At 71.5% G+C, this 22,114-nt stretch carries 15 protein-coding genes; 8 read left to right on the top strand and 7 right to left on the bottom strand.

Annotation, left to right across the window (positions count from 1 at the left end; genetic code table 11):
• Positions 1-5 precede the first annotated feature (5 nt).
• From WME85_RS52860 to WME85_RS52845, 4 genes are all read right to left on the bottom strand, one after another.
• The gene (locus WME85_RS52860) at positions 6-1,055 is read right to left on the bottom strand and encodes a hypothetical protein (RefSeq protein ID WP_437833452.1); all 1,050 of its coding nucleotides are present in this window, start codon (positions 1,053-1,055) and stop codon (positions 6-8) included.
• Positions 1,052-3,259 (bottom strand): hypothetical protein, encoded by a 2,208-nt coding sequence (locus WME85_RS52855; RefSeq protein WP_437833450.1) that lies wholly within the window; start codon positions 3,257-3,259, stop codon positions 1,052-1,054. Before WME85_RS52855 ends, WME85_RS52860 begins: the two co-directional genes overlap by 4 nt.
• On the bottom strand, positions 3,256-4,698 hold the full coding sequence (locus WME85_RS52850; RefSeq protein WP_437833447.1) for a hypothetical protein: 1,443 nt from the start codon (positions 4,696-4,698) through the stop codon (positions 3,256-3,258). Before WME85_RS52850 ends, WME85_RS52855 begins: the two co-directional genes overlap by 4 nt.
• Positions 4,699-5,022: 324 nt before the next feature.
• On the bottom strand, positions 5,023-5,616 hold the full coding sequence (locus WME85_RS52845) for a hypothetical protein (protein ID WP_437833445.1): 594 nt from the start codon (positions 5,614-5,616) through the stop codon (positions 5,023-5,025).
• A 106-nt stretch (positions 5,617-5,722) separates the two neighbouring features.
• On the opposite strand from WME85_RS52845, the gene WME85_RS52840 reads away from it, so the two are divergent.
• Positions 5,723-6,286, top strand: coding sequence for a GNAT family N-acetyltransferase (locus WME85_RS52840; protein ID WP_437833442.1), 564 nt, complete (start codon positions 5,723-5,725; stop codon positions 6,284-6,286).
• A gap of 34 nt (positions 6,287-6,320) precedes the next feature.
• Here the strand turns inward: WME85_RS52840 and WME85_RS52835 are convergent, their stop codons facing one another.
• Positions 6,321-7,820: a serine/threonine-protein kinase gene (locus WME85_RS52835; RefSeq protein ID WP_437833440.1), complete on the bottom strand. Its 1,500-nt coding sequence runs from the start codon at positions 7,818-7,820 to the stop codon at positions 6,321-6,323.
• Between the two features lie 407 nt (positions 7,821-8,227).
• Here WME85_RS52835 and hemL point away from each other — a divergent pair, with 407 nt between their 5' ends.
• Positions 8,228-9,544, top strand: coding sequence for a glutamate-1-semialdehyde 2,1-aminomutase (hemL, locus tag WME85_RS52830; RefSeq protein WP_437833437.1), 1,317 nt, complete (start codon positions 8,228-8,230; stop codon positions 9,542-9,544).
• A 219-nt stretch (positions 9,545-9,763) separates the two neighbouring features.
• Here hemL and WME85_RS52825 read toward each other — a convergent pair whose 3' ends face one another.
• A complete protein-coding gene (locus tag WME85_RS52825) occupies positions 9,764-11,488 on the bottom strand; it encodes an FG-GAP repeat domain-containing protein (protein WP_437833434.1) in 1,725 nt (574 codons plus the stop codon).
• Between the two features lie 266 nt (positions 11,489-11,754).
• On the opposite strand from WME85_RS52825, the gene WME85_RS52820 reads away from it, so the two are divergent.
• The 3 genes from WME85_RS52820 (at position 11,755) to WME85_RS52810 (ending at position 14,353) form a co-directional block, all read left to right on the top strand.
• A complete protein-coding gene (locus WME85_RS52820; RefSeq protein WP_437833431.1) occupies positions 11,755-12,357 on the top strand; it encodes a hypothetical protein in 603 nt (200 codons plus the stop codon).
• Positions 12,358-12,406: 49 nt separating this feature from the next.
• Positions 12,407-13,900, top strand: coding sequence for an aminomethyl-transferring glycine dehydrogenase subunit GcvPB (gene gcvPB, locus WME85_RS52815; protein ID WP_437833428.1), 1,494 nt, complete (start codon positions 12,407-12,409; stop codon positions 13,898-13,900).
• A 144-nt stretch (positions 13,901-14,044) separates the two neighbouring features.
• Positions 14,045-14,353, top strand: a complete 309-nt coding sequence (locus tag WME85_RS52810; RefSeq protein ID WP_437306717.1) for a hypothetical protein — start codon at positions 14,045-14,047, stop codon at positions 14,351-14,353.
• Positions 14,354-14,514: 161 nt separating this feature from the next.
• Here the strand turns inward: WME85_RS52810 and WME85_RS52805 are convergent, their stop codons facing one another.
• The gene (locus WME85_RS52805; protein WP_437833424.1) at positions 14,515-18,345 is read right to left on the bottom strand and encodes a serine/threonine-protein kinase; all 3,831 of its coding nucleotides are present in this window, start codon (positions 18,343-18,345) and stop codon (positions 14,515-14,517) included.
• A gap of 437 nt (positions 18,346-18,782) precedes the next feature.
• Between WME85_RS52805 and WME85_RS52800 the strand changes: the two genes are divergently transcribed.
• From WME85_RS52800 to WME85_RS52790, 3 genes are read left to right on the top strand one after another with little or no spacing between them, the layout of a single operon-like run.
• A complete protein-coding gene (locus WME85_RS52800; RefSeq protein WP_437833422.1) occupies positions 18,783-19,898 on the top strand; it encodes an ABC transporter ATP-binding protein in 1,116 nt (371 codons plus the stop codon).
• Positions 19,891-20,784, top strand: a complete 894-nt coding sequence (locus WME85_RS52795; protein WP_437833420.1) for an ABC transporter permease — start codon at positions 19,891-19,893, stop codon at positions 20,782-20,784. The genes WME85_RS52800 and WME85_RS52795 overlap by 8 nt, the downstream gene beginning before the upstream one ends.
• A gap of 23 nt (positions 20,785-20,807) precedes the next feature.
• Complete coding sequence (locus WME85_RS52790) at positions 20,808-21,608, top strand: ABC transporter permease (RefSeq protein WP_437833417.1); 801 nt, start codon at positions 20,808-20,810, stop codon at positions 21,606-21,608.
• Positions 21,609-22,114: the final 506 nt, after the last annotated feature.

Below are 22,114 nucleotides of genomic sequence, written 5' to 3'. Positions count from 1 at the left end.
CTGCGTCACGACGTGATGCCCAGCAAGAAGAGGGCGTCGGCCCAGAGCGGCCACAGCGTGCGGTACGGGTGCGTCGCCAGCATCACACCGCCGCTCGGGAGGCGACGGACGTAGTAGGGAGCGTGTTGCTCGAGAAACCGGACGTGTTTGCGCGTGGTGAGGTCCACGTCGTGCACGGGCGCGCCCTCTGCGATCATCTTCCTGATCTCGCGGGCGTAGGGCTCCACGGCGCGCCAATCATCGTCCGGGAGCGCCGACGCCTCAAGCGCGTCGAGAAGCACTGCCGGTGCAGTATCAATGGCCCGTAGAACCGCTTCCCGCGATACCTCCGCGCCGCCTTTGACCGCGATGCGTGCCCCGTGCGGAGCAGCGTCGACGCGCGCACGCAGCGCGTCCATCGACAACCCCGCGGCGCGTTCCACCTTGTCGTCGTCGTGCAGGTGCACCCACGAGAGAGCAAGATCACGCACGACCTCCGTGGCCGTCGCGTGGTAGGTCGCGCCGATTTCGATCGGGGCGCCCCAGTGCCCGAGCGCCGTACATCCTCCGGTCGTTACGCGTCTGCTCGCGCCCGGCGCGCATAGGCGGAGCAGGAGATCCTCCACGTCCTCCTGAACAACGAGTGACGCCATGGCCGCCTCGACCTCGATCGATCTCGCGCTGGCGAGCAAGCCGACGGGCAGGCGAAGCGGGAGCAGTTCCTCCTTGTCGAATGGCGACATGCCGAGAGGACCTGAGGCGCCGCGGCGGAGCTGCCCGTCGCCGCAGCAGTGGCTGCTGAAGCCTAGCGCACGTCCGGAGCTTAGCGTCACGCCGAAGGACGCCCAAGCGTACGCGTCCGTGCCGAATTGGGCATGCAGCGTAGCAGCGACTTCGTCCACAGGAATCTCATCACGCCATGTCGAGAATATCGACAGGCTGCCACAGATCCGCCACGGATGAACAAGAGCCGACAGCGCCGCTGCAAATGCGTCGATTCTATCCGACTCGTCACACCACGCGAAGAACGAAGGGGTTGATTCCCTCGAAACCCGCTGACCGCTTGACTCGCTCATATCTCGATGATCCTCACAAAATGCTTGAAACCATCTCCGGAAATCTGAACGGTCTGACCTGTGGCCTTGTCGAACAAATATCCACTCTTGATGATCTTGTTGCGGTCGTCGAACGCCACGCCCTTCTTGATGATCATCTCGACTCTTGCGACGTCGCCGGCGAGTCCCTTCTCTTTCAGCGCCTTCAGAGCGTTCGTCAACTGCTTGATCGCTTCCTGGACGTGCGTCCCACTTTTTGCCTCGCTCAATGCCAGTTTGTTCCCTCGCGTCACCGTCACAAAATCGGGCGCCTTCGCGGCGTCGCTATAGGCAGGAGCCTTCCTCGGTATATCCAGTACCGTGCGCACTCCGTCATCGCCAACGCCGATCAAGGCCCGCCCATCGTCCAGGAGGAATTTCGCCGCCCTCTGCTCAAACGCGTCGATCGGCTTGGTGGTAACCGCCCCGCGCAGCGTCTTGTACGACGTGCGCCGCGATGCGCGCAGGGCCGTGGCAAGCTCCTCGCCCATCTGCGCGATCTCCTCGGCAACCCGAATCGCGTCCGGCGTCATCCCGCCTGCGCCCTTGACCGCGCGCCACATCGGCCCGACCGCCCCGAGCCCGAAGCCCACCCCCGAGAAGATCCGCTCCTCGTCGCTCAGCTCCTGCCCCGACGGCAAGCAGAACGCCTTCCCCGTCACCGCCTCGCACAGGTCGAGCGCCGGCCCCACCACCGGCACGAACCCCACCCCGATGCGCGTCGTCGCGTGCACGAGCGTCTGCATCACCTCGCCGTACGCCTCGACGCCCTCGCCGACCGTCGACATCGCCCCCGCGAACGCGCTGATCGTCTGGTAGAGCTGCGTCTGCTCCAGGTCGAGCGCCTCCCCCGTCCACAGGTTGAGGCTGTCTTTCATCTGGTCCGCCAGCGCGTCGAACCGCGGCCTCAGCACCGTGTCCACCTGCGCCCGCAGGTCCGCCGGAACCGGCGAGTCCACGAACCAGTCCGACGCATCCATGTACCGCCGCACGACCCCGGTGATCCGGTTCTGCGCCTTCAGGAACGCGTTCGTCTCCGCCAGCGACACCCCCATCCGGTCGCGCAGCGCGATCTCCAGCGCCGCGCTGTTCTCCCGCCACGCCCGCACGTTCGCCACGAAGTCCGCCCGCGCGACCACCGCCCCGCCGCTCACCGCCGCCTCGAGCGCCGCGATCACCGCATCCGCGTATGCCGCGTACGGGTCCCTCCCCTCCTCGAACGCACCGTCCACCTCCGCGACGTCCGGCACCTCCACCCACGGCACCTCGCTCTCCCCGAGCGAGTACGCCCCCGCGTCGTCCGGGTCCCACCCCTCGGCACGCGCGTCCTGCGTCGCGAGGTCCGCCACCTCGTCCGCCTGCGCGCCGAACTCGTCCAGCAGCCGCGCGAGCTCGCTCTCCAGGTCGCTGACGCTCTTCTTCAGGTCGTCGACGAGCTGCTCCATCGCCGCCCGCGTCTCGGCGTCGACCACGTCCTTGTACCGGTCGAGGATCGCGTCGAGGTCGGTCCGCGAGATCTCGTCCAGCGGCCGCTGCACCAAGTCGCGCAGCTCCGTGTCGAGCTGCCGCAGGAGGTCCATCCGCGCCCGGAGGTCCGCGACCCTCGCGGCGTTGCGGAGGAGCTCCGTCATCAGCCGGGCGATCCTGACCTCCAGCTCCGCGATGTCGCGCGCGAGGGCCGGGTTGATCTCTGCGAGGCTGAGATCGACGTCGGTGTTCCCCTCGAATCCGGCCCCGTCGCGGCGAATGTCGAAGAGCGGCTTGTTCAGCCCGAGCGGCTCCGAGACGAGGTGCACCACGTCGTGCGCGTGGGTACACCAGTCCTTGCCGTTGACGGTGTGGACCCCGAAGTGGAGCTCGTTCGTGCCCATGCGGAGCAGCACCGAGTCGAAGTCCGCCTCGAGCGTGTTGCTCTGAGAGCCGTCACCTTCGACCGTCAGCCCGCCCGGAACCCCGTAGGTGGGCAGGGGCGTCCGGTTCACCTCGAACATCGCGCTGCCCTCCGTCTCCAGCTCGGGGTCCGCGCACGAGGTGACGTCCTGGCGGCTGACCCAGTGCACGCTGTACGGCGTGCCGGCCCACCCCAGCGACGGCGCCAGCACCGCCAGCATCGTCACCAGCGCGACGAGCCTCTGGAACACCGCGGCACCCCAGCCACGCCGCGCCATATCGTTCGCGCCGCTCATGTCCCCTCCGCGCCGCGCACGGCGGCGTCATACGCAATCGCGGCGCCCTTCACGTCGCCCGCATCGAGCCTCGCCTGCGCCGCGTCGAGCGCCGCCGCGGCCATCCTCTTCTCCCGTAGCGCCGCCAGGCCCGCCGCGATCTTCCGTGGCACGCCTGTCCTGAGCTCCACCTCCGCGGCGTCGAACCGCCCTCGAAGCGCCGCGCACCCGGCCTCGCGCCACGACGCACCCGCCGCCTCGCAGAGCGGCCGCATCTGCAGCAGCGCCAAGAGCTCCCCGCACCGCTCGGCGAGCAGCGGCAGCCCGAGCGTCTCGCTCATCGGCGGCGCCGCCGACAGCGCCGCCGCCCGCGCGCGCGCCACCTCGCGGAACCGCTCCGACGCCCTCTCGATCCGCGACCGCGCGATCGCCTCGCGCGCTCCCTCACCGCCCTGCAGCACGCGGAGCGCCTGCCGGCGCAGCGCGATGCCGCCGAGCAGCGCCGTCGCGGTCGCGTCGCTCCGGGCGACGCGCCGCCGCGCGTAGCCCAGCATGGCGCCGAGCGAGCGCAGCGCCCCCGAGGTCATGTCCGGCATCACCGCGCCGTGCGTCGCCAGCACCTCCTTGTGCGGCGCGAGCGCCTCCTCGAACGACACAGCGAGCGCCTGGAGCTCCGCCGACAGCGTCATGATTTCCGCGGCGAGCTCGTTCGGCGCCCGGCTCGCCTCGCGCGCCGCGGCGAGCACGGCCTGCTCCAGGCCATCGAGGCCGTCGAGGCCCGACCGCGACGCCTCCGCCGAGAGCGCCGCGTACGCCGCCGTCTCCGCCGCCTCGGTCGCGCGGTAGTCCGCGAACCGCGCCGCGACGGCCGCGTACCTGGACACAAGCGGCGCGGCATCGCTCCGGGCCTCGTCGAAGATCGCCTGCACGACCACCATCGCCTGCTTGTCGGCCGCGAGCGCGGCCGAGAGCGGCTCCTCCTCGGCGCTCGCCTTGTCGGTGATCGCCCGCGTGAAGTTGTCGGCCGCCCGGACCGGCTCCTCCTCGAGGATCTCCTTCTGATGGCGCCTGTACGTCAGGAGCAGCCCCAGGAGCTCGCCGTGCAGCGTCGCCCGGAGCGACTCGGCGTGCTTCTCCTCGTCGCGCACGTACGCCACGGCCCGATCGAGGTTGTCGAACCAGGCCCCGAGCTCCGCCTCGCTCGCGACGAACGCATCGGACACGCTGAACGGCGGCAACGCCCACATCTGGATCGGCAGCTCGCCGTCCTCCTCGGCCTTGCTCCACGCGCTGCCCGGGCCCTCGCTCGCGTCCACGCACTGCGGGACAAGGCTGGTGTCGGCTTGCGCGCAGAAGCGGCCGGGCGCGTGTTCCTCGCGCGACCACAAGCACCCTGTCGCCGTCGCGCCGAGCGCCAGGGCGGCCACCGCCGCCACGACGACGGCCGCACGCCGCCTCATTCTCCTACGCATTCCCTCCACCCCGCGACTCTTCTCGCCGCGCACGCTCGCCCGCTCATTCACGGGCTGCAAGCGCCCACACAGGAGCGGTAGGACATTGGTCGGCCGAGAGACACGCCTTGAGTTCCCCGGCTCTCCGTCCTTGGTGAAGAGACAACCGTGGGTTGCATTGGAGGGAGCACGGGGAAGATGCACCCGCACGCGCACACCGAGACGGAAGGACAGTTCACTCCACTTGGCCGGCAATGGAACGAGCCCACGCTCGGCGAAGTACGCGTTACCCAGTCCCCGATCCGCGGGCGAGTAGTGGCTGAGCGCCCGCGGCTATCTCCTCGCCCTGCGGACGACCCCGCGCGCGTCGCGGCCGATCGGCTCGCCCAGCTCGAACGCCGGATCGCCGGTCCTCGCCGGCGGCTCCTGCGGATCGCCCGCCTCGAGGGGCCCGTGCGCGCGCTCTGCCTCGACGACGGACGGGTAGAGCTCCACGTCGCCGTCGACCCGGAAGCTGCCCGCGCGCGCCGGGCGCACCACGCGGCCGAGGACGAGCCCCTCGTCCCATATGCCCCCGTGCTCGACCGCGATCGCCGCGCCCACGGCCACCTCCGAGAGCCGCGTGAGCGGGCCATCCGGCCGGCTCGGCGTCGGCCGCCAGCGCATGAACGTGTCCTCGTGCAGCACCACCACGGCGTGATCGCCGGGCAGCTCGGAGACCCCGCGGGCAAAGCGGACGCGGCGCCCCGGCACTCCGGCCGCTGCGACGCGCTCGCTGCCGGCAGCGCCATCCGCCAGCTCGATCGCGGCGCCCTCCTCCACCACCCCGATCGCGGCGCCCTCCTCCGCCAGATCGATCGGAGCCCCCTCCTCCGCCAGCTCGAGCGCGACGAGCTGCTCCGGACGCGGATCCTCGAGCGGCGTCATGCGAAGTCCTCCCCGGCAGATTTCGAACGAGGGTGCGCCGCCGTCAAGCCCGCGGCGCCCCGCCCCGCGCTTGACGTGCGGGGACCTCCGCTGATGCCATCCGCCGATGGCCTCGTTCGATCCGTTCCCCGTCCTCACGACGCCTCGCCTCCGGCTCCGCGCCCTCGAGCCCGGCGACGCCGAGCGCATCCTCCGCATCCAGTCGGATCCCGAGGTGAACCGCTACCTCGGCCGCGCGCCATTCAGCTCTCTCGCCGAAGCGGAGCAGCGCATCGACGTCATCACCGCCGGCATCCGCGAGCACACCTCGATCAACTGGGGCATCACCCTCCAGGAGAGCGGGGAGCTCGTCGGCGACGCATGCTTCTGGCGCTGGAACAAACCCCATCGCTGGGCGGAGATCGGCTACGACCTCCTGCCCGCGTTCTGGAAGCGGGGGATCATGACCGAGGCGCTGCGCGCCATCCTCCGCTTCGGCTTCGAGTCGATGGACCTCCATCGCGTCGAGGCGCAGCTCACTCCCGAGAACCGCGCCTCCGCGCGCGTGCTGGAGCGGCTCGGCTTCACCCGCGAGGGGCAGCACCGCCAGAACTGGTATTACGACGGGCGGTATACCGACACCGCCGTCTACGGGCTGCTGCGCGACGAGCTCGGGGCCGCCGCGACGTGACCCGTGTCGCCGGCCCGCAGGGGAGCGCCCACGGCTACTTCGCCGCGGGCGCTCGCCCGCTGACCGGCGGCGCCGGGGCCGGCGTCGCCGGAGAGCGGTCGCCCTTGCGCTCCAGGTTCAGCTGGATCCGCGCCGGGGACTCCGACGTGATCTCCACGGTCTCGGAGACGCCCTCGCTCGACCGCGCCTCCACCGAGAGGGAGACCCCCGGCTTCGGCCGGGCGATGATCTGGCTGCCGACGCCGAGCACCACGTCGTTCAGCCGCACCACCGCGGCGCTCGGGAGGACCTGCACCGCGATCGGATCCACGAGCGGCCGGTGCTCCCGCGGCCGGCTCAGCGCGACGAACATGAGCGACGCGACGGCCACCCCCGTGGACACCGACGCGACGAGCCACGGCAGCGCCACCGGGCGCAGCGCGTCGCTGCCAGCGCGCATCAGCCCGCCGATCCCGCGCCGCGGGTCCGTCCGCGCGGCCCGCGGCCGCCCGTCGGAGGCCGGCCCCGCGCTCAGCGTCGCGCCTGGCTTGGGCCGCCACCCAGGGCGCTGCTGCGGGGCGGTGGCGCCGGCGATCTTCTGCCGCTCCTCCTCCATCGCGTCGCCGCAGCGCTCGAACAGGAGCTCCGCCACCTGCGCGGTCGTCATCACGCCCGACCTGCGCATCAGGAAGTCCTCCAGCGCGCTCGCCATCTCGCCCGCCGTCTGGAAGCGCTGGCGCGGGTCGCGCGCGAGCGCCTTCAGGATGATCTCCTCCAGATCGCGCGGGCACTGCGGCGCGATGAGCGTGGGGCGCGGCGGCTCCGGCACCCCGGTCTGCGGCAGCACGAGGTCGTGCAGCACCTGGAAAGGCAGCGCGCCCGTGACCGCCTCGAAGAGCACCACGCCGAGCGAGAAGATGTCCGAGCGGCGATCGACGGGGTACCCCTGCGCCTGCTCGGGCGACATGTACTCGCCCTTGCCCTTGATCTCGCCGGTCTGCGTCGTGTCGCCCAGCCGCTCGAACGCCTTCACGATCCCGAAATCGGCCACCTTCACCGTGCCGTCGCGATCGATGAGGATGTTCTGCGGGCAGACGTCGCGGTGCACGATGCCGAGCGGCTCCCCGCGCTCGTCGTGGAGCTCGTGCGCCGCGTGCAGCCCGTGCGCCGCGTCGGCCACGACGCGCGCCGCGACCCCCGGGGAGATCGGCATCGGGCGCAGGCCCGGCCTGAGCAGCCGCTGCATCGTCTGCCCGTCGATCCACTCCATCACGAGGAAGAGAAAGCCGTCCGTGTCGCCGAGATCGAGGATCTCGACCACGTTGCGGTGATGGATCTTCGAGGCGAGGTTCGCCTCGTCGAGGAACATGCGCTGAAACTGCGGATCGCGCGCGAGCGCCGGGATCAGCGTCTTCAGCGCGACGACCTTGTGGAAGCCGCGGGAGCCCTCCATGCGCGCGGCCCACACCTGGGCCATCCCGCCCTCGCCGATGAGGCGCAGAAGCTCATATCGCCCGAGACGCTGCCCCGGAGCGGGGTCCTCGGAGATCCGCATGGCTCACCAGATGCTGGTGCTCGGGGAGCCGCGCCCGCGGTCTCCAGGAGCAGCCCGGGCCGCAGAGCGCGGCCCCCTCTCTCCAGGCGCTCACCATAGCCAAGCGCGACCGCGCCGCAAAGGATCGTGTGGGCCGGAGGAGGCGCGCGCCGCCGGCCATCGCCCCGCGCCCGCTCCCGGCGGCCACGCCCCGGGACCAGCATCCCCGCCCCGCGACCACGACCGCGACCACGACCGCGCCCCCGCCTCGCGACCGCGCCCCGGCCCCACGACGACGACCGCGCCCCGGCCCCGCGACCACGGCCCGGCCCCGCGACCATGACCCGGCCCCTCACCCCTCGCCCCGCGCCCTGGCGGCCGCGATCCGCGTCGCCCCCCCGCCGTGCCCCTGCTATGGCCGGATCACGATGACGAACGCGACCAGCGCTCCTCCGCCTGCCCGCGGGGGCCGGGCCCCGGCCTCCAAAGCCCTGTTCGACCGTGCCGCCGCCGTCCTGCCGGGCGGCGTGAACAGCCCGGTGCGCGCCTTCCGCGCCGTCGGCGGCGACCCTCTCTTCATCGCCCGCGCGCAGGGAGCGCGGTTGTTCGACGCCGACGGGGCCGAGTACATCGATTACGTCGGCTCCTGGGGGCCGGCCATCCTCGGCCACGCGAACCCCGCCGTGGTCGACGCCGTCCGCGATGCCGCCCTCCGCGGCCTCTCGTTCGGCGCGCCGACCGAGCTCGAGGTGCGCTTCGCCGAGAAGATCCGCGAGCTCTACCCGAGCATCGACATGCTGCGCTGCGTCTCGAGCGGCACCGAGGCCACGATGAGCGCCATCCGCGTGGCGCGCGGCTTCACCGGCCGCGACGCCATCATCAAGTTCGAGGGTTGTTACCACGGCCACGCCGACCACCTGCTGGTCAAGGCGGGCAGCGGGCTGGCCACCTTCGGCGCGCCCGACTCCGCCGGCGTCCCCGAGAGCGTCGCCCGCGCCACGCTGTCGTTGCCCTACAACGACACGGCCGCGCTCGAGGCCGCGTTCGCCGCGCGCGGCGGGGAGATCGCCGCGGTCATCCTCGAGCCCGTCGTGGGCAACATGGGCTGCGTCCCGCCGGCGCCGGGCTTCCTCGCCCTCGTCATCGACCTCTGCCGCAAGCACGGCGCGCTCTCGATCTTCGACGAGGTGATGACCGGCTGCCGGCTCGCCCGCGGCGGCGCGCAGGAGCGCTTCGGCCTCCGGCCGGACCTGACCACGCTCGGCAAGGTCGTCGGCGGCGGCATGCCCCTCGCTGCCTATGGTGGCCGCGCCGACGTGATGCGCGTGGTCTCGCCGCTCGGCCCCGTGTACCAGGCCGGCACGCTCAGCGGCAACCCGCTCGCCGTCTCGGCGGGGCTCGCGACGCTCGAGCGCCTCACCCCCGATCTCTACGAGCGGCTCGAGGAGCTCGGCGCGTCGCTCGAGGAAGGCCTCCGGGCCGCGGCCGAGGGCGCCGGCGTGGCGGCGTGTGTCCAGCGGGTCGGCTCCATGATCACGCTGTTCTTCACGAAGGGCCCGGTCCGCTCCTGGGCCGACGCGTCCACCTCCGACACGAAGCGCTTCAGCGCCTTCCACGCGGGCATGCTCGCGCGCGGCGTCTACTGGCCCCCGTCGCAGTACGAGGCGGCGTTCCTGAGCGGCGCGCACACCGAAGACGACATCCAGCGGACCGTCGCCGCCGCGCGCGAGGCGCTCGCGGGCTAACGCCCCGCCCCCGTCCCCCCCACGAAGAGCTCAGGCCCCCGTCGGGGGAGGCCGCCGCGCGGCGCGGGGGACAGGCTGGTGTCTGAGCCCAGATGACGTGGTGTCCCTGGAGTGCGCAGCACGGAGGGGACACCACGTCCAAGGCGAGTTCAGCCTGTCCCCCGCGCCGCGCGGCGGCCTCCCCCGCCGGGGGCCGGCCGGCCGGCCGGCTCGGCGAGGTCAGTCCGAGGCCCGGACCCAGCCGTTCCTGTAGTAGTTGCCGCGGGCGGTCGGCCAGAGCAGGCAGTTCGTCGCCGACTGCGGCACCGTGTACACGTACGTGCACGGCTCCGGGTACTGCCCGTCGATCCACCCGATCTCGCGGAGCGACACGACGATCTCGATCGTCCCGTCGCCGTTCACGTCGGCGAGCGTCGGCACCGGCATCGCGCCGAGGCGCGGCAGCGGGATCTGGTGGAGGATCTTGCCGCCCGCGTTGAGGACGAACAGGTGGCTCCTGTTCTCCTCGGTCGAGTAGGTGTTGAACACGACCTCCGGGATGCCGTCGCCCGACAGGTCCCCGACCACGACGCCGCCCGTGAGCACCTGGGTGTCGCTCGTGTACTGGACGTCCCAGAACTCCGTCTTGTCGGCGTAGACCGCGTGGATCCGCCCATCCAGGCCGGCGAAGATCATCTCCGGGCCGGGGTGCGTCGCGTCGAGATCGGCCACGGTCACCTGCTGCGTCGCGGCCACGATGTTGCCGCCGAGATCCTCGCCGCCGGACAGGTAGTCCGGCGCGTAGAACGGGCTCTCCCAGCCCTCGATGCGGCTCGCGTCGTTGCGGACCACCCAGAGGCCGACGCCCTGGGACTGGTTCGACATGTCGACGTCCTCGGCCGCCGCGAGCATGATGATCTCCGGCTCGCTGTCGCCGTCGACATCGGCGATCGCAGGCGCCGAGTTCTTGAAATAGGCCTGCAGGTCGCTGCCGTCGCCGAAGCCCTGCTGCGCGAGCTCGAGATCGTGCATGTACCGCACGCCCGGCGTCTTCGGGCGGTCCTCGAACATGGGGTTCGCGTCGAAGGCCTCTCCCGTGCCGTGGTAGAACCCTGCATACGAGTTATCCATCGGCGCGACGATGTCCTGCGCGCCGTCCCCGTCGAGATCGCCGATGGCCAGGTTCTGGTCGTAGACGCCGACGATCCAGCACTCGGCGTCGTCGCTGCGCTCGGCCCTGCACCCGATCGTGCCGCTGTCGATCGGCGGGAAGCCCGCGACCGGCGCCCCGCTCGCGTGGAAGGCCATCAGCACGTCGGGGGAGCGGTCGGTGCTCGCGGCCACGACGTCGAGCTGACCGTCGCCGTCGACGTCGCCCGCGGCGAGGGCGCGGATCTCGTCGTTCCAGGTGACGGGCCAGCCGCTGACCACCTGGCCGCTCGCGTCGAGCATGTAGATCGCGGTGCGCGCCGCGACGACGACCTCGAGCTGCCCGTCGCCCCGGAAATCCGCGACGATCGGGCTCGCCCAGATGCGCCCGCTCTGCTGCGACTCGTCGAACCGCCACCGCTGCTCGCCGTCGGGGCCCCAGGCGACGACGTTGCCGTTGTGCGTGACGACGATCTCGCTCTCGCCGTCGCCGTCCAGATCGGCGACCGCCGGCGACCCGAGCCACGCGCTCTCGTCGTCGTCGGACAGCTGAAGAAAGAGCTCGGGCTCCGCCACAGCGGTGGAGCCGCCGCTCGCCGCGGGGGCGCACGAAGCGGCGGCCGGCAGCGGCTTGGAGCCCCCGCCGACGGGGGGGCGGTAGCCGCCGGAGGAGGAGCCGCTTCCACCGCCGCGGGGAGGGGTGCCGTCCAGGTTGCCGAGCTGCCCCTCGCAGCCCGCAAGGGCGAGCACGCTGGTGAAGAGAGCAATTCTGCCGGGAATTACAGAACCTCGGTTGCAGACAAAGAACTTCAGCATGCCGGGAGCTTATCAGCGGCTCCGCACGCCACGCAGCGCTGGAAGTAGAAAATCACGCAGCAAAGCACGCGCCAAGCACACAATGGACGGTAAGCTACGCTCCTCCTTCAGGAGACGAGGTAGGCGCGCGTCTCTGACGTAGCGCTTGCCATGTCGGAGGCCGTGTCAGCCACGTCAGAGACGCGCGCGCCATGTCAGGGGCGGATGAAGCGGTACGCATGGCGGGGGTATGGGTGCGGGTAGGTGCTGTGCTAGGCTCCGCCGCCATGAACGTATCGCGACGGCTCTGGATCGCCGCCGCCGCCGGAGCCCTTCTGCTAGGCCCGATGGCGCTCGGCTGCAGCTCGAATCCCGCTCCCAAGACGGCGAAGGTAGAAGCCGGGGACCTGCCCGAAGGCGCCGACTGGACGGGGGTCTATTACAGCGAGCTCTACGGCTATCTGCACCTCGTGCAGGACCACGACGCCATCGAGGGCAAGTGGCTCCGGCCCGTCAAGGATCGCTGGGGCGAGCTGCACGGCACGGTGACGGGCGACCTCATCAAGTTCAGCTGGACCGAGCACGTGATCGGCGCCATCGGGCCGAACTCGACCAAGGAAGGCCGGGGGTACTTCAAGTACAAGCGGCCGGAGGGCGAGAACGTCGACGACAAGGTGGTCGGCGAGATCGGCCGCAACAAGGACGAGGTCGGCGAGCCCTGGGAAGCGGTCAAGCAGCGCAACATGCTGCCGGACCTGGCGTCGATCGGCGGCACCGGCAGCTCCGACATCGGCGGCGGCGACTGGGACAGCGAGAACCAGGAGTCCGGCACCCCCGAGCCGCCTGCCTCACCTTCCGAAGAAGCCCCCGCCGAGCCCCCGGGTCTCTGAGCGACGAAGCACCTGCCGGTCCGCCCGGCCTCTGACATAACAGCCCCCGATGACGCAACCGCAGCCGCGAGGCATTCAGTTCCGCGAACCCCCCATCTTCGAGCGCGGCACGCCGGGCAGGACCGGCGCGTCGCTCCCCCCGCTCGACGTGCCCGACGTCGACCCCGGCGCCCACTACGGCGCGCTCGCGCGCAAGGAGCCGGCCGGCCTGCCCGAGGTGAGCGAGCCGGAGGCCTTCCGGCACTTCGTGCGGCTCTCGCAGTGGAACTTCTGCATCGACGGGCAGATGTATCCGCTCGGCTCGTGCACGATGAAATACAACCCCAAGATCAACGAGTGGGCCGCGCGCATCCCGGGCTTCGCGAAGCTGCACCCGATGACGCCCGACGAGCTCAGCCAGGGCTCGCTCGAGGTGATGTGGCGCCTGCAGGAGGCGCTCTGCGAGGTCAGCGGGATGGACGGCTGCTCGCTCCAGCCCTCGGCGGGCGCGCAGGGCGAGCTCGCGGGGCTGATGATGATGCGCGCCTTCCACGAGTCGAAGGGGCGCTCGCCGAGGAAGGTCTTCATCCCGGAGAGCGCCCACGGCACGAACCCGGCGAGCTGCGCGCTGAACGGGCTCGTGGCCGTCCGGATCGAGAAGAACGCCGACGGCATCACCCACCCGGAGCAGGTCCTCGCCGCGATCGAGCGCGAGGGGTCGGACGGCGACGTCTGCGGCCTGATGATCACGAACCCGAACACCCTCGGGGCCTACGAGACGCACCTGCCGGCCATCATCAAGCTCATCCACGACAGGGGCGGGCTCGTCTACGGCGACGGCGCGAACACGAACGCCATCATGGGGCACGCGCGGCCGGGCGACGTGGGCATGGACGTCATCCACATCAACCTGCACAAGACGTTCACGACCCCGCACGGCGGCGGGGGCCCCGGCTCCGGGCCGGTCTGCTTCAAGAAGCACCTGGAGCCGTTCCAGCCCTCGCCCGTCCTCGTGCGGCGCGGCGACGCGCTCGCGTGGGACCACGACCGGCCCCAGAGCATCGGGCGGCTCCGGGCCTTCACCGGCAACTTCGGCATGTTCATCCGGGCGTACACGTACATCCGGGAGATGGGCGGCGAGGGGCTCACCACGGCGAGCAGCCTCGCCGTGCTGAACGCGCGCTACCTCTGGGCCAGGCTGAAGGACCACTACCTCGCGCCGGTGCCGCAGCCCTGCATGCACGAGGTCGTGCTCTCCGACAGCCAGATCGAGAAGGAGACCGGGGTCAAGACGCTCGACATCGCCAAGCGGCTGCTCGACTACGGCTTCCACGCGCCCACGGTCTACTTCCCGCTGGTCGTGCCCGGCGCCCTGATGATCGAGCCCACCGAGACGGAGACCCGCGAGACCCTCGACGAGTTCGCGGCCGCGATGCTCAGCATCCTCAAGGAGGCGCAGGAGACGCCGGAGGTCGTGAAGCAGGCGCCGCACGGCACGGTGGTCGGGCGCCTCGACGAGGCCCGGGCCGCGCGCCAGCCGCGCCTCCGGTGGTCGAGGACGTGATCCCCCGGCGGAGGCGGCCCGCGGGCGGCCTCCTCCCGCGGGCAGCGCCAGCCGGCCGCGCGCCAAATTCGCGAATCTCCGCCGGACGCGTCTACAATGGGCGACGAAGGGCCGCGGTGCGGTACCTCACGGGACGAGCGACGCGTGGCCGATACCGTTGAGAACGAGGGCGATATCGAGACGATCTGCCAGACCACCCCGGTCTCGGCAGGGGACACCGTGCGCCTCGTGTTCCGCGCGTACGACGAGGCGACCCCGCCGTTCAACATCAAGATCCGCTCCCCGTCGGGCAAGATCATCATCGAGCGGGTGCTGCGCGACCTGCCCACCGGCAAGCCCCAGAGCGCCTCGCCGGTCGAGTTCAGCGCCTCGTCGCCCGGCGAGTACAAGATCGAGATCAAGCAGCTCTACGGCAAGCAGAAGGGCACCGCCGTCCTGCGCGTGAAGCCCTGACCCCTCCGAATCTGCTCACGCCCCCCCCTGAACCTGCGTCGCCGGAGCTCACCCGCACAGGAGACGGGTCCAGCTCGGCGTTTTCGGCGCGGAGGCGTACTCCTGTACGCTGAGCACCGAAAACGCCGAGATGGGCCCGTATCCGCAGCGGGTGAGCTCCGCTAGAACCCGGGCAGGAGCATCCTTGTCATGCGGTCGGGGCTGACGATGCCCTGATCCTGCATCCAGCCGTTCGCGGCGGCGACGGCGGCGCGGCCCTCGTCGCCCTGGAGCAGCTCGCCGTGGCGGCGCCGCGCGGCGGCGACGTAGAGGGCCATGCCGGCAGCCTCGAAGCCGCGCACCGCGTCGGCGAGCAGCTGGACGGCGACCTCCGCCTCGCCCCGCGACGCGGCGACCGCGGCGCGCACCGACGCCGCGAGCGGGTCGGCCCACGGCATGTGCTCGGCGTCGAGCTTGCGGGCGGCGCGCGTCGCCTCGTCGTGGAGCGCCTCGGCGTCGGCCGGCGCGGCGGCGGCGGCGGCGAGCGCGGCGCAGGCGCGGAGGTGGGTGATGATGATGCGCACGGCCTGGATGCGAAGGGCGAGCGAGCTCTCGATGCCAGACCGCTGCTCGGCGAAGAGGCGGTGCGTGGCCTCGCCCTCGCCCCGGTAAAGGCCGATGTGCGCGCGGGCGACGAGGTCGAAATAGCTCTGCAGCTGGAAGCCCGCCTTGGACCAGCTCCGGATGGCGTCCTGCGCCTGGCGCAGCGCGGAGTCGGGGTCGTCGGCGACCAGCCAGTAGGCGTTGCTCTGCGAGGAGCGCAGGCTCGTGGCGAGGTAGCGGTCGCCGCGCTCGTCGGCCGCCTGCAGGTACATGGGGACCCGGCGCATGAACTCGCGCGTCTCGCCGCCGTACCAGAGCGCCCAGGCCGAGAAGGTGTGCGCCCAGCTCCGCTCCCACGTGACGCCAGTACAGCGCTCGCGGAAGATGGTGTCCGCGCGATCGAGATCGGCCACGCCCTGGTGCCAGCGGCCGAACAGCGTGGCCGTGACGCCGCTGACGAACCCGACGAGGCCGAGCGCGTGAGGCCGGCCGATGCGCGCCGCGATCGCGCTCGCCGTCGAGAGCAGGTCGGCGACCCGGGAGGCCGAGGGGCCGCCGTCGATCGCGAGGTAGGTCGCCTCGAAGGCGAGGGCGCGGGTCACGCGATAAGGCTCCCCCGCCTTGAGCGAGAGCAGCAGGTTGCGCGCCTGGAAGTCGGCGCCGCGCGTGGGGTCGACGATCACGAGGCCCATCGCCGCCGACCAGCAGACGTCGATGCGCATGAGGTCCTCCGGCGAGACCTCCTCGGCCGGGCGCTCGACGAAGTTGAGCCCGCGCAGGCGGACCTGCGCGCGCCGCAGCATCAGCGACGCGACGGCGAGCTCCGGCGTCTTCGGCACCTGCATGCCGACCGCGCCGAGCACCGAGCGCAGGCCCGCCATGCCGGCGTCGACGTAGCCGGCGCGGAGCAGGTTCTCCGCGGCACGGCGCCCGAGATCGATCGCCTCCGCCTCCGGGGCGCCGTCGCTCGCGGCCATGTACGCCTCGGCGGCCTTGGCGCCGCGGCCGGCGCTGCTCAGCGCGTCGCCGAGCTTGGCGAGCACGACCCGCCGCTCCGTCCCGCCGGGCAGGTGCAGATCGATCGCCATCCGGTAGAGACGCGCGGCGTGGTCGAACGCGAACGCGGCCTCGGCCTGCTCGCCGGCGCGCACCGCGTAGCCGGCGGCGCGCTGGGGGTCCCCGGCGGCGCGCCAGTGCTCGGCCAGGGCCTCGAGCTCCGCGCGCCCGGAGGCCTCCAGCGCCAGCGCGAGCCGGCCGTGCCAGCTGCGCGACGTCTCCGCGTCGAGCCGGGTCGTCACGGTCTCCCGGATGCGGTTGTGGAACGGCTCGACGAACTCGTCCTGGCCAGAGCCGCCGGTCCGCACGAGGTTCGCCGCGCGCAGGGCCGAGAGCACCCGCGTGAGCTCCGAGAAGTCCGCCGCCATGGCGTGCGCGGCGACCGACGTCAGCACCGGCGAGCCGGCGCACACGACGAGCTCGAGCAGCTGGCGCGCCCGCGGGTCGAGCCGGCTGATGCGCGCCCAGAGGACGTCGTCGAGGCGCACCGGCCCGCCGTCGGAGTCCTGCGCCATGCGGTGGCGCAGGAGGGCGTCGATGAAGAGCGGGTGGCCGCCGGCCTCCTGCGCGATCGCCTCGATGCTGAGCGGCCGGCCGGCCGGCGCGCCCCGGAGCAGGAGGGCGCAGAGCTCCTGGGCCTCGGCGAGCGACAGGCGGTGGAGGATGATGTGCCCGAGCGTGTCGGCCGGCACCCCGAGCTGCCGCGAGAGCGGCGGCGCCGTCTCCGAGGCGGTGCGCACCGCCGCCACGAGCATCATCGCCCGCGGGCGCGAGGGGTCGACCGATGCGGCCGGCGCAGCCGAGTGGACGACCCCGTCGAGGCCGGGGAACGAGCCTGGCCGGTTCGCGGCGCTGAGATCGGCCTCGGTCCACGGGCGCATCACCTCCGAGAGGAGCGCGACGCTGTCGGCGTCGGCCCACTGGAGGTCGTCGATCGCGAGCACGAGCGGCCGCTCGGCCGCGAGCCGCCCGAGCAGCTCGCGTAGCGCGGCGAAGACGAGCGCGCGGATCTCGGGCGGATCGATCGCCTTGCGCCGCGCGCGCGCCTCCGTGATGGCCGGGACGGTCCGGAGCACCGGGAACACCGTGCCGAGCAGGCCCGCGTTGGGCGGGAGCAGCGCCTTGACCTCCTCGGCCGGGCGGCGCACGAGGTGACGGCTCAGCGCGTCGATGAGCTCGTCCACGGCCTTGTAGGGGACCGCCTCGCGCTCGTAGCAGCGGCCGGCGAGGACGAGCGCGTCCTTGTCGATGCGCTCCAGGAACCGGCGCAGGAGCGCGCTCTTGCCGACGCCCGACTCGCCCTCGATGAACCGGGTGATCGCGCGCCCCATCCTCGCCTCCGCGAACGCGCCCTCGAGCGCCGCGAGCTCGCTTTGCCGGCCGACGAAGCCGATGCGCTGCGAGAGGACGGGCGGCTCCTCGATGAGCTCCTGCACCCGCAGCCGCCGCAGCACGTCGCGCGCGGTCGGGCGGGCGGCCGGGTCGATGCGGAGCATGTCGACGCAGAGCTCGTCGATGTCGGGCGGCATGTCCTCGACGAGCCGGCTCGGCGGCGGCGGCTCGGCCCGCCGCATCATGTCGAGCGCCGCCTTGGGCGCCATCTGGAACGGATAGACCCCGGTCAGCGCGAGGTAGAGCATTACCCCCACACTGTAGATATCGGCCTCGGGGCCGGCCGCCTTGGCCTCGGCCTGCTCGGGCGCCATGTAGTGGAGAGTGCCAACCACGGCCTGCTCGCGCCCGGTGCCGCTCGCGTCCGCGACGAAGCCGAAGTCGAGGACGACCACCCGCCCTTCCGCGGTGACGAGCACGTTCGAAGGCTTGATGTCGCGGTGGACCTTGTAGGCCGCGTGCACCGCCGCGAGCCCCTGCGCGAGCTGCGCCAGCGCCGAGCGGAGGCGGGCCTCGTGGAAGGGGCGCTTGATCCGGGGCTGTTCCTCGGAGCCGGGGGCCTGGGCGTTCCAGAGGGGGCTCGACGGCAGGGTGGAGCGCCGCCCGCCGCCGGCGGGCTCGCCCCTCGGCGCGGCGTCGCCCTCCTCGTGGAGCCGCACGTGCACCACGAAGTCGACGCCGCGGATGAGCTCCATGGTGAAGAAGAGCTGGCCCTCTTCCTCGTGGAGCTCGCCCAGGCTGACCAGGTTCGGGTGCTGGATGTCCTGCAGCGAGCGGAACTCGTTCTTGAACCGGAGGCGCGCATCGGCGCTCAGATTCCGGAGGATCTTGAGCGCGACGCGCCCCTTTCGCTCGCGATCGAAGGCCTCGTAGACAACCCCCATCCCGCCGACGCCCACGACGCGAACGACCTGGAAGCGACGCGTGCCTCCGAACTCGGGTCTCGCGCTCCTCAGGCCCATGCGTGAACCAAGAAATCACCGGCGCGGAGCGGTGGCAAGCAGCGCGTAGGGAGCGCGTAGGGAGCGCATAGGCAGCGCGTAGAGAGCGCGCAGGGAGCGCGCAGGGAGCGCGCAGGGGACGCGCCGGCAGCGCTCGGGAGCGCGTGGGCAGCGCGTGGGCAGCGCGCGGGGCGCGCGCGGCAGCGGTGCGAGGGGCACGCGGGCCAGCGCGGGGCGCGTCGCGGCGCGAGCAGGATCGGCAGAAAGGTGGCACGCCCAGGGGAAGGGGGGTAGCGTACGCGGCCTGCGAGCGAAAAGAGCCCGGCCGGGCGCGCGCCGCTCAGCCGGTCAGCCCGGCGCGCACCCAGTTGACAACGGGAGGGCATCATGGTCTGCGTAGTACGCTCCGAGGCTTCGGAAGCGGTTCCGATAGCGCCACGCGCAAAGGGTTTGCTGGGGTGATCCAGAGGTTGAGAGACTTCTTCTCGTCGTCGGCGCGGCGCAGCACGGCGCCCCCGAACGAGAGCGCGGACGAGCACAACCCGGGATGCAGCCTCGTTGTAGAGAATGTAAGCAAGAGCTTCGGCAAGACACAGATACTGAACGACGTGTCGTTCAAGGCAGAGGCCGGCGAGTTCGTCACGCTCCTCGGGCCTTCCGGCTGTGGAAAGACCACGCTGCTCCGCATCATCGCGGGGCTGGATCGCTCCGATCGGGGGCGCATCCTGCTCGCGGGCAGGACGGTTGACCACCTGCCGGCGAACCGCAGGCCCGTGAACACGGTGTTCCAGAACTATGCGCTGTTCCCGCATCTCACCGTGTTCGAGAACGTGGCGTTCGGCCTGAGGTCGCGCAAGTTCCCGGACCCCGAGGTGCGCGAGCGCGTGCGATCGAGCCTCTCGATGCTCAAGCTCGATGATCTCGCGGAGCGGTACCCGCACCAGATCTCGGGCGGTCAGAAGCAGAGAGTCGCGCTGGCGCGCGCGGTCGTCAACGAGCCTGAGGTGCTGCTGCTCGACGAGCCGATGTCGGCCCTCGACGCGAAGCTGCGCGCCGAGGTCCAGCTCGACCTGCGCCGCCTGCAGCGCGCGCTCGGCAAGACGTTCGTGCTCGTCACCCACGACCAGGACGAGGCGATGACCGTCTCGGACCGGATCGTGCTCATGAACAAGGGTCGCATCGAGCAGCAGGGCGTGACGGCCGAGGTGTACGAGCGGCCGCAGAGCCGCTTCGCCGCCGAGTTCTTCGGCGCGGCGAACCTCATCTCGGCCCAGCGGGTCGGCGCCACGCTCGTCTTCACGACGGTGGGCGCGCTGAGGGTCCAGACCACGCCGCAGTGGGAGTTCGGCACGCTCGCGATCCACCCCGAGTGGATCGAGCTCTGCGAGAACGAGCCGCCGGAGAACGGCGTGCGCGGCGTGGTGCGGGAGAGCTTCTATCGCGGCGATCACGTGGAGCTCATCATCGAGCCCGGGCCGCTGCGCGTGCAGCTGAGCCCCCGCTCGCGGCTCAAGCCCGGCTCCTCGGTCTGGCTCGCGCTGCCCGCCGAGCGGCTCGAGGTGCTCAGTGACTGAGCCCACGGTCTGGTATGGCCAGCTGACGACGCGGCGCAGGCTCCTCGCGCGCGGCTTCCTGCTCATCGCGGGCGGCGTCTCCTGGCTCTCGGTGTTCCTCCTCTTGCCGAGCCTCGCGCTCCTCGTCGTGTCGTTCATGAAGCGCGACGCGGACGGCGCCCTCATCTGGGAGCTGACGATCGAGTCGTTCGAGCGGATCTTCGGCTCCGCGTCGGGCGAGAACGCGCGTATCCTCATCCGGAGCATCGTCCTCGCGCTGATCGCGACGAGCGCCTCCGTGATGCTCGCGTATCCGATGAGCTTCTTCATCGCCCGCGGCTCGCGCCGCCGGCGGTTCTTCTGGCTCGCGATCATCATCGTCCCGCTCTGCACGAACCTCGTGATCCGCACGTTCAGCTGGAAGCTGCTCCTCTCGGCGCAGCTCCCCCCCGCGAAGCTCGCCGCCTGGCTCGGCTGGATCGACCCCGGCCGCGACATCTATCCGAGCTGGACCGCGGTCACGCTGGGCCTCGTGGCGGCCTCCCTCCCGTTCGCGGTGGTCCCGCTCTACACCAGCATCGACCGGCTCGACTGGTCGCTCGTGGAGGCGGCGCAGGACCTCTACGCCTCGCGGCTCCGCGTGTTCTTCGCGGCGATCTTGCCCCAGACCCTCCCCGGCCTCAGCGTGGCGGTGATCCTGACCTTCGTCCCCGCGATGAGCGTCTTCGTCGTGAGCGACATGCTCGGCGGCGCGAAGCACTGGCTGATAGGCAACCTGATCCAGCACCAGTTCGGCCCTGGCCGGAACATCCCTTATGGGGCGGCGCTGAGCCTGTTGCTCATCATCCTGACCCTGGGCGGAGTCTCCCTGTACCGCCGGAACGGGCGCTCCGTGGAGATCCTGTGAGCGGCGGCCGCGGTACCTGGCGCGTGCTGACGACCCTCGCCGCGTTCGGCGGCTTCGGGCTGCTCTACCTGCCGCTCCTCGCGGTCGCCTTCTACTCGTTCAACGCCGCGGAGCGCGGCCTCGTGTGGACGGGCTTCTCGGTGCGCTGGTACGTCGACCTCTTCGCCGACCCCGAGACCAGCCGGCGCGCCAGGGAGATCCGCGAGGTCGCCGTGAACACCCTCGTGCTCGGCGGCGCCTCCACGCTCATCTCGACGACCCTCGGGACCCTGCTCGCGCTCGGGATGCGCTTCCCGTGGACGAGCTCCGTGAGCCGGATGCTCGAGTCGATCGTGGACATCCCGGCGGTCGCCCCCGACATCACGTTTGCGGCGGTGCTGGTGCTGGCGTTCAACCTGCTCCGCCGGGTGCTCGACTGGTTCGACCTCGGCATGACGACGATGATCATCGGCCACGTGACGTTCGAGATCGCGTTCGTCACGCTCATCGTCCGCAGCCGCCTCATCTCCATCGGACCGACGCTGAGCGAGGCCGCGATGGACCTCTACGCGTCGCCCTGGATCCACTTCCGGCGGGTCACGCTCCCGCTGCTGTGGCCGGCCATCGTGGGGGGCGCGATGCTCGCATTCACGATGTCGCTCAACGACTTCGTGATCAGCTTCTTCACGTCCGGCCCGCGCTCGGTCACGCTCCCGCTCTTCGTTTACCACTCTCAGGTGCGGGGCATGCGGACCGACCTGTTCGCGATCTCAACGATCCTCGTGTTCGGCGTCATCGTGTTCATCATGATGATGGAGCGGCTGACCCGCTGGAGGCACGATTGAGCGTTCGCCTCGGCTGTAAGGCCGCGCGCCGGGCCGCGCCGCGCCTCGGCTGAGCGGCCCGCGACGCCGTCTCGCGACGATGACGGCGCCTCACGCCGCGCACCGTTCGACGAAGCGGCGGCTTCATCCACGGCGCTCGGCGACCTGCCTGGGGCCCGCGCCGACGTGCGCGCGCTCGCAAGCCCGAGCTCGGGCGCTTGCCTTCCGGCGCTCTCCGGCGCTCTTCGGCCCTCGAGGATGCGAAGGGTTTCGGGGAGATCCACGCCGCGGCGCGCCCTGGACCCGCTCACGGTGTATGCGCTCCCCGCAGAGCGCCTACACAGCGGCGTCCACGTGGAGGTAGGGGCATCGGCCGATTGTGCGAACAGGTTGGATCGGCCCACGGCTTACGGTAAGCTGACCCGGCAATGCGGCTGTTCGTCCGAAGCTCGCCGTGTCTCGGCGTGACTGCTGGACCCGGCGGACGGCGCCTTCCGCTCCACTTCGACCGTTGGGAATCGAGATCG

The organism is Sorangium sp. So ce1153, from assembly GCF_051521595.1.
In the GTDB taxonomy this organism is placed as follows: Bacteria; Myxococcota_A; Polyangia; order Polyangiales; family Polyangiaceae; genus Sorangium.
Note: the sequence above shows the minus strand (reverse complement) of the source record. Positions and strands in the feature narration are given on the sequence as shown.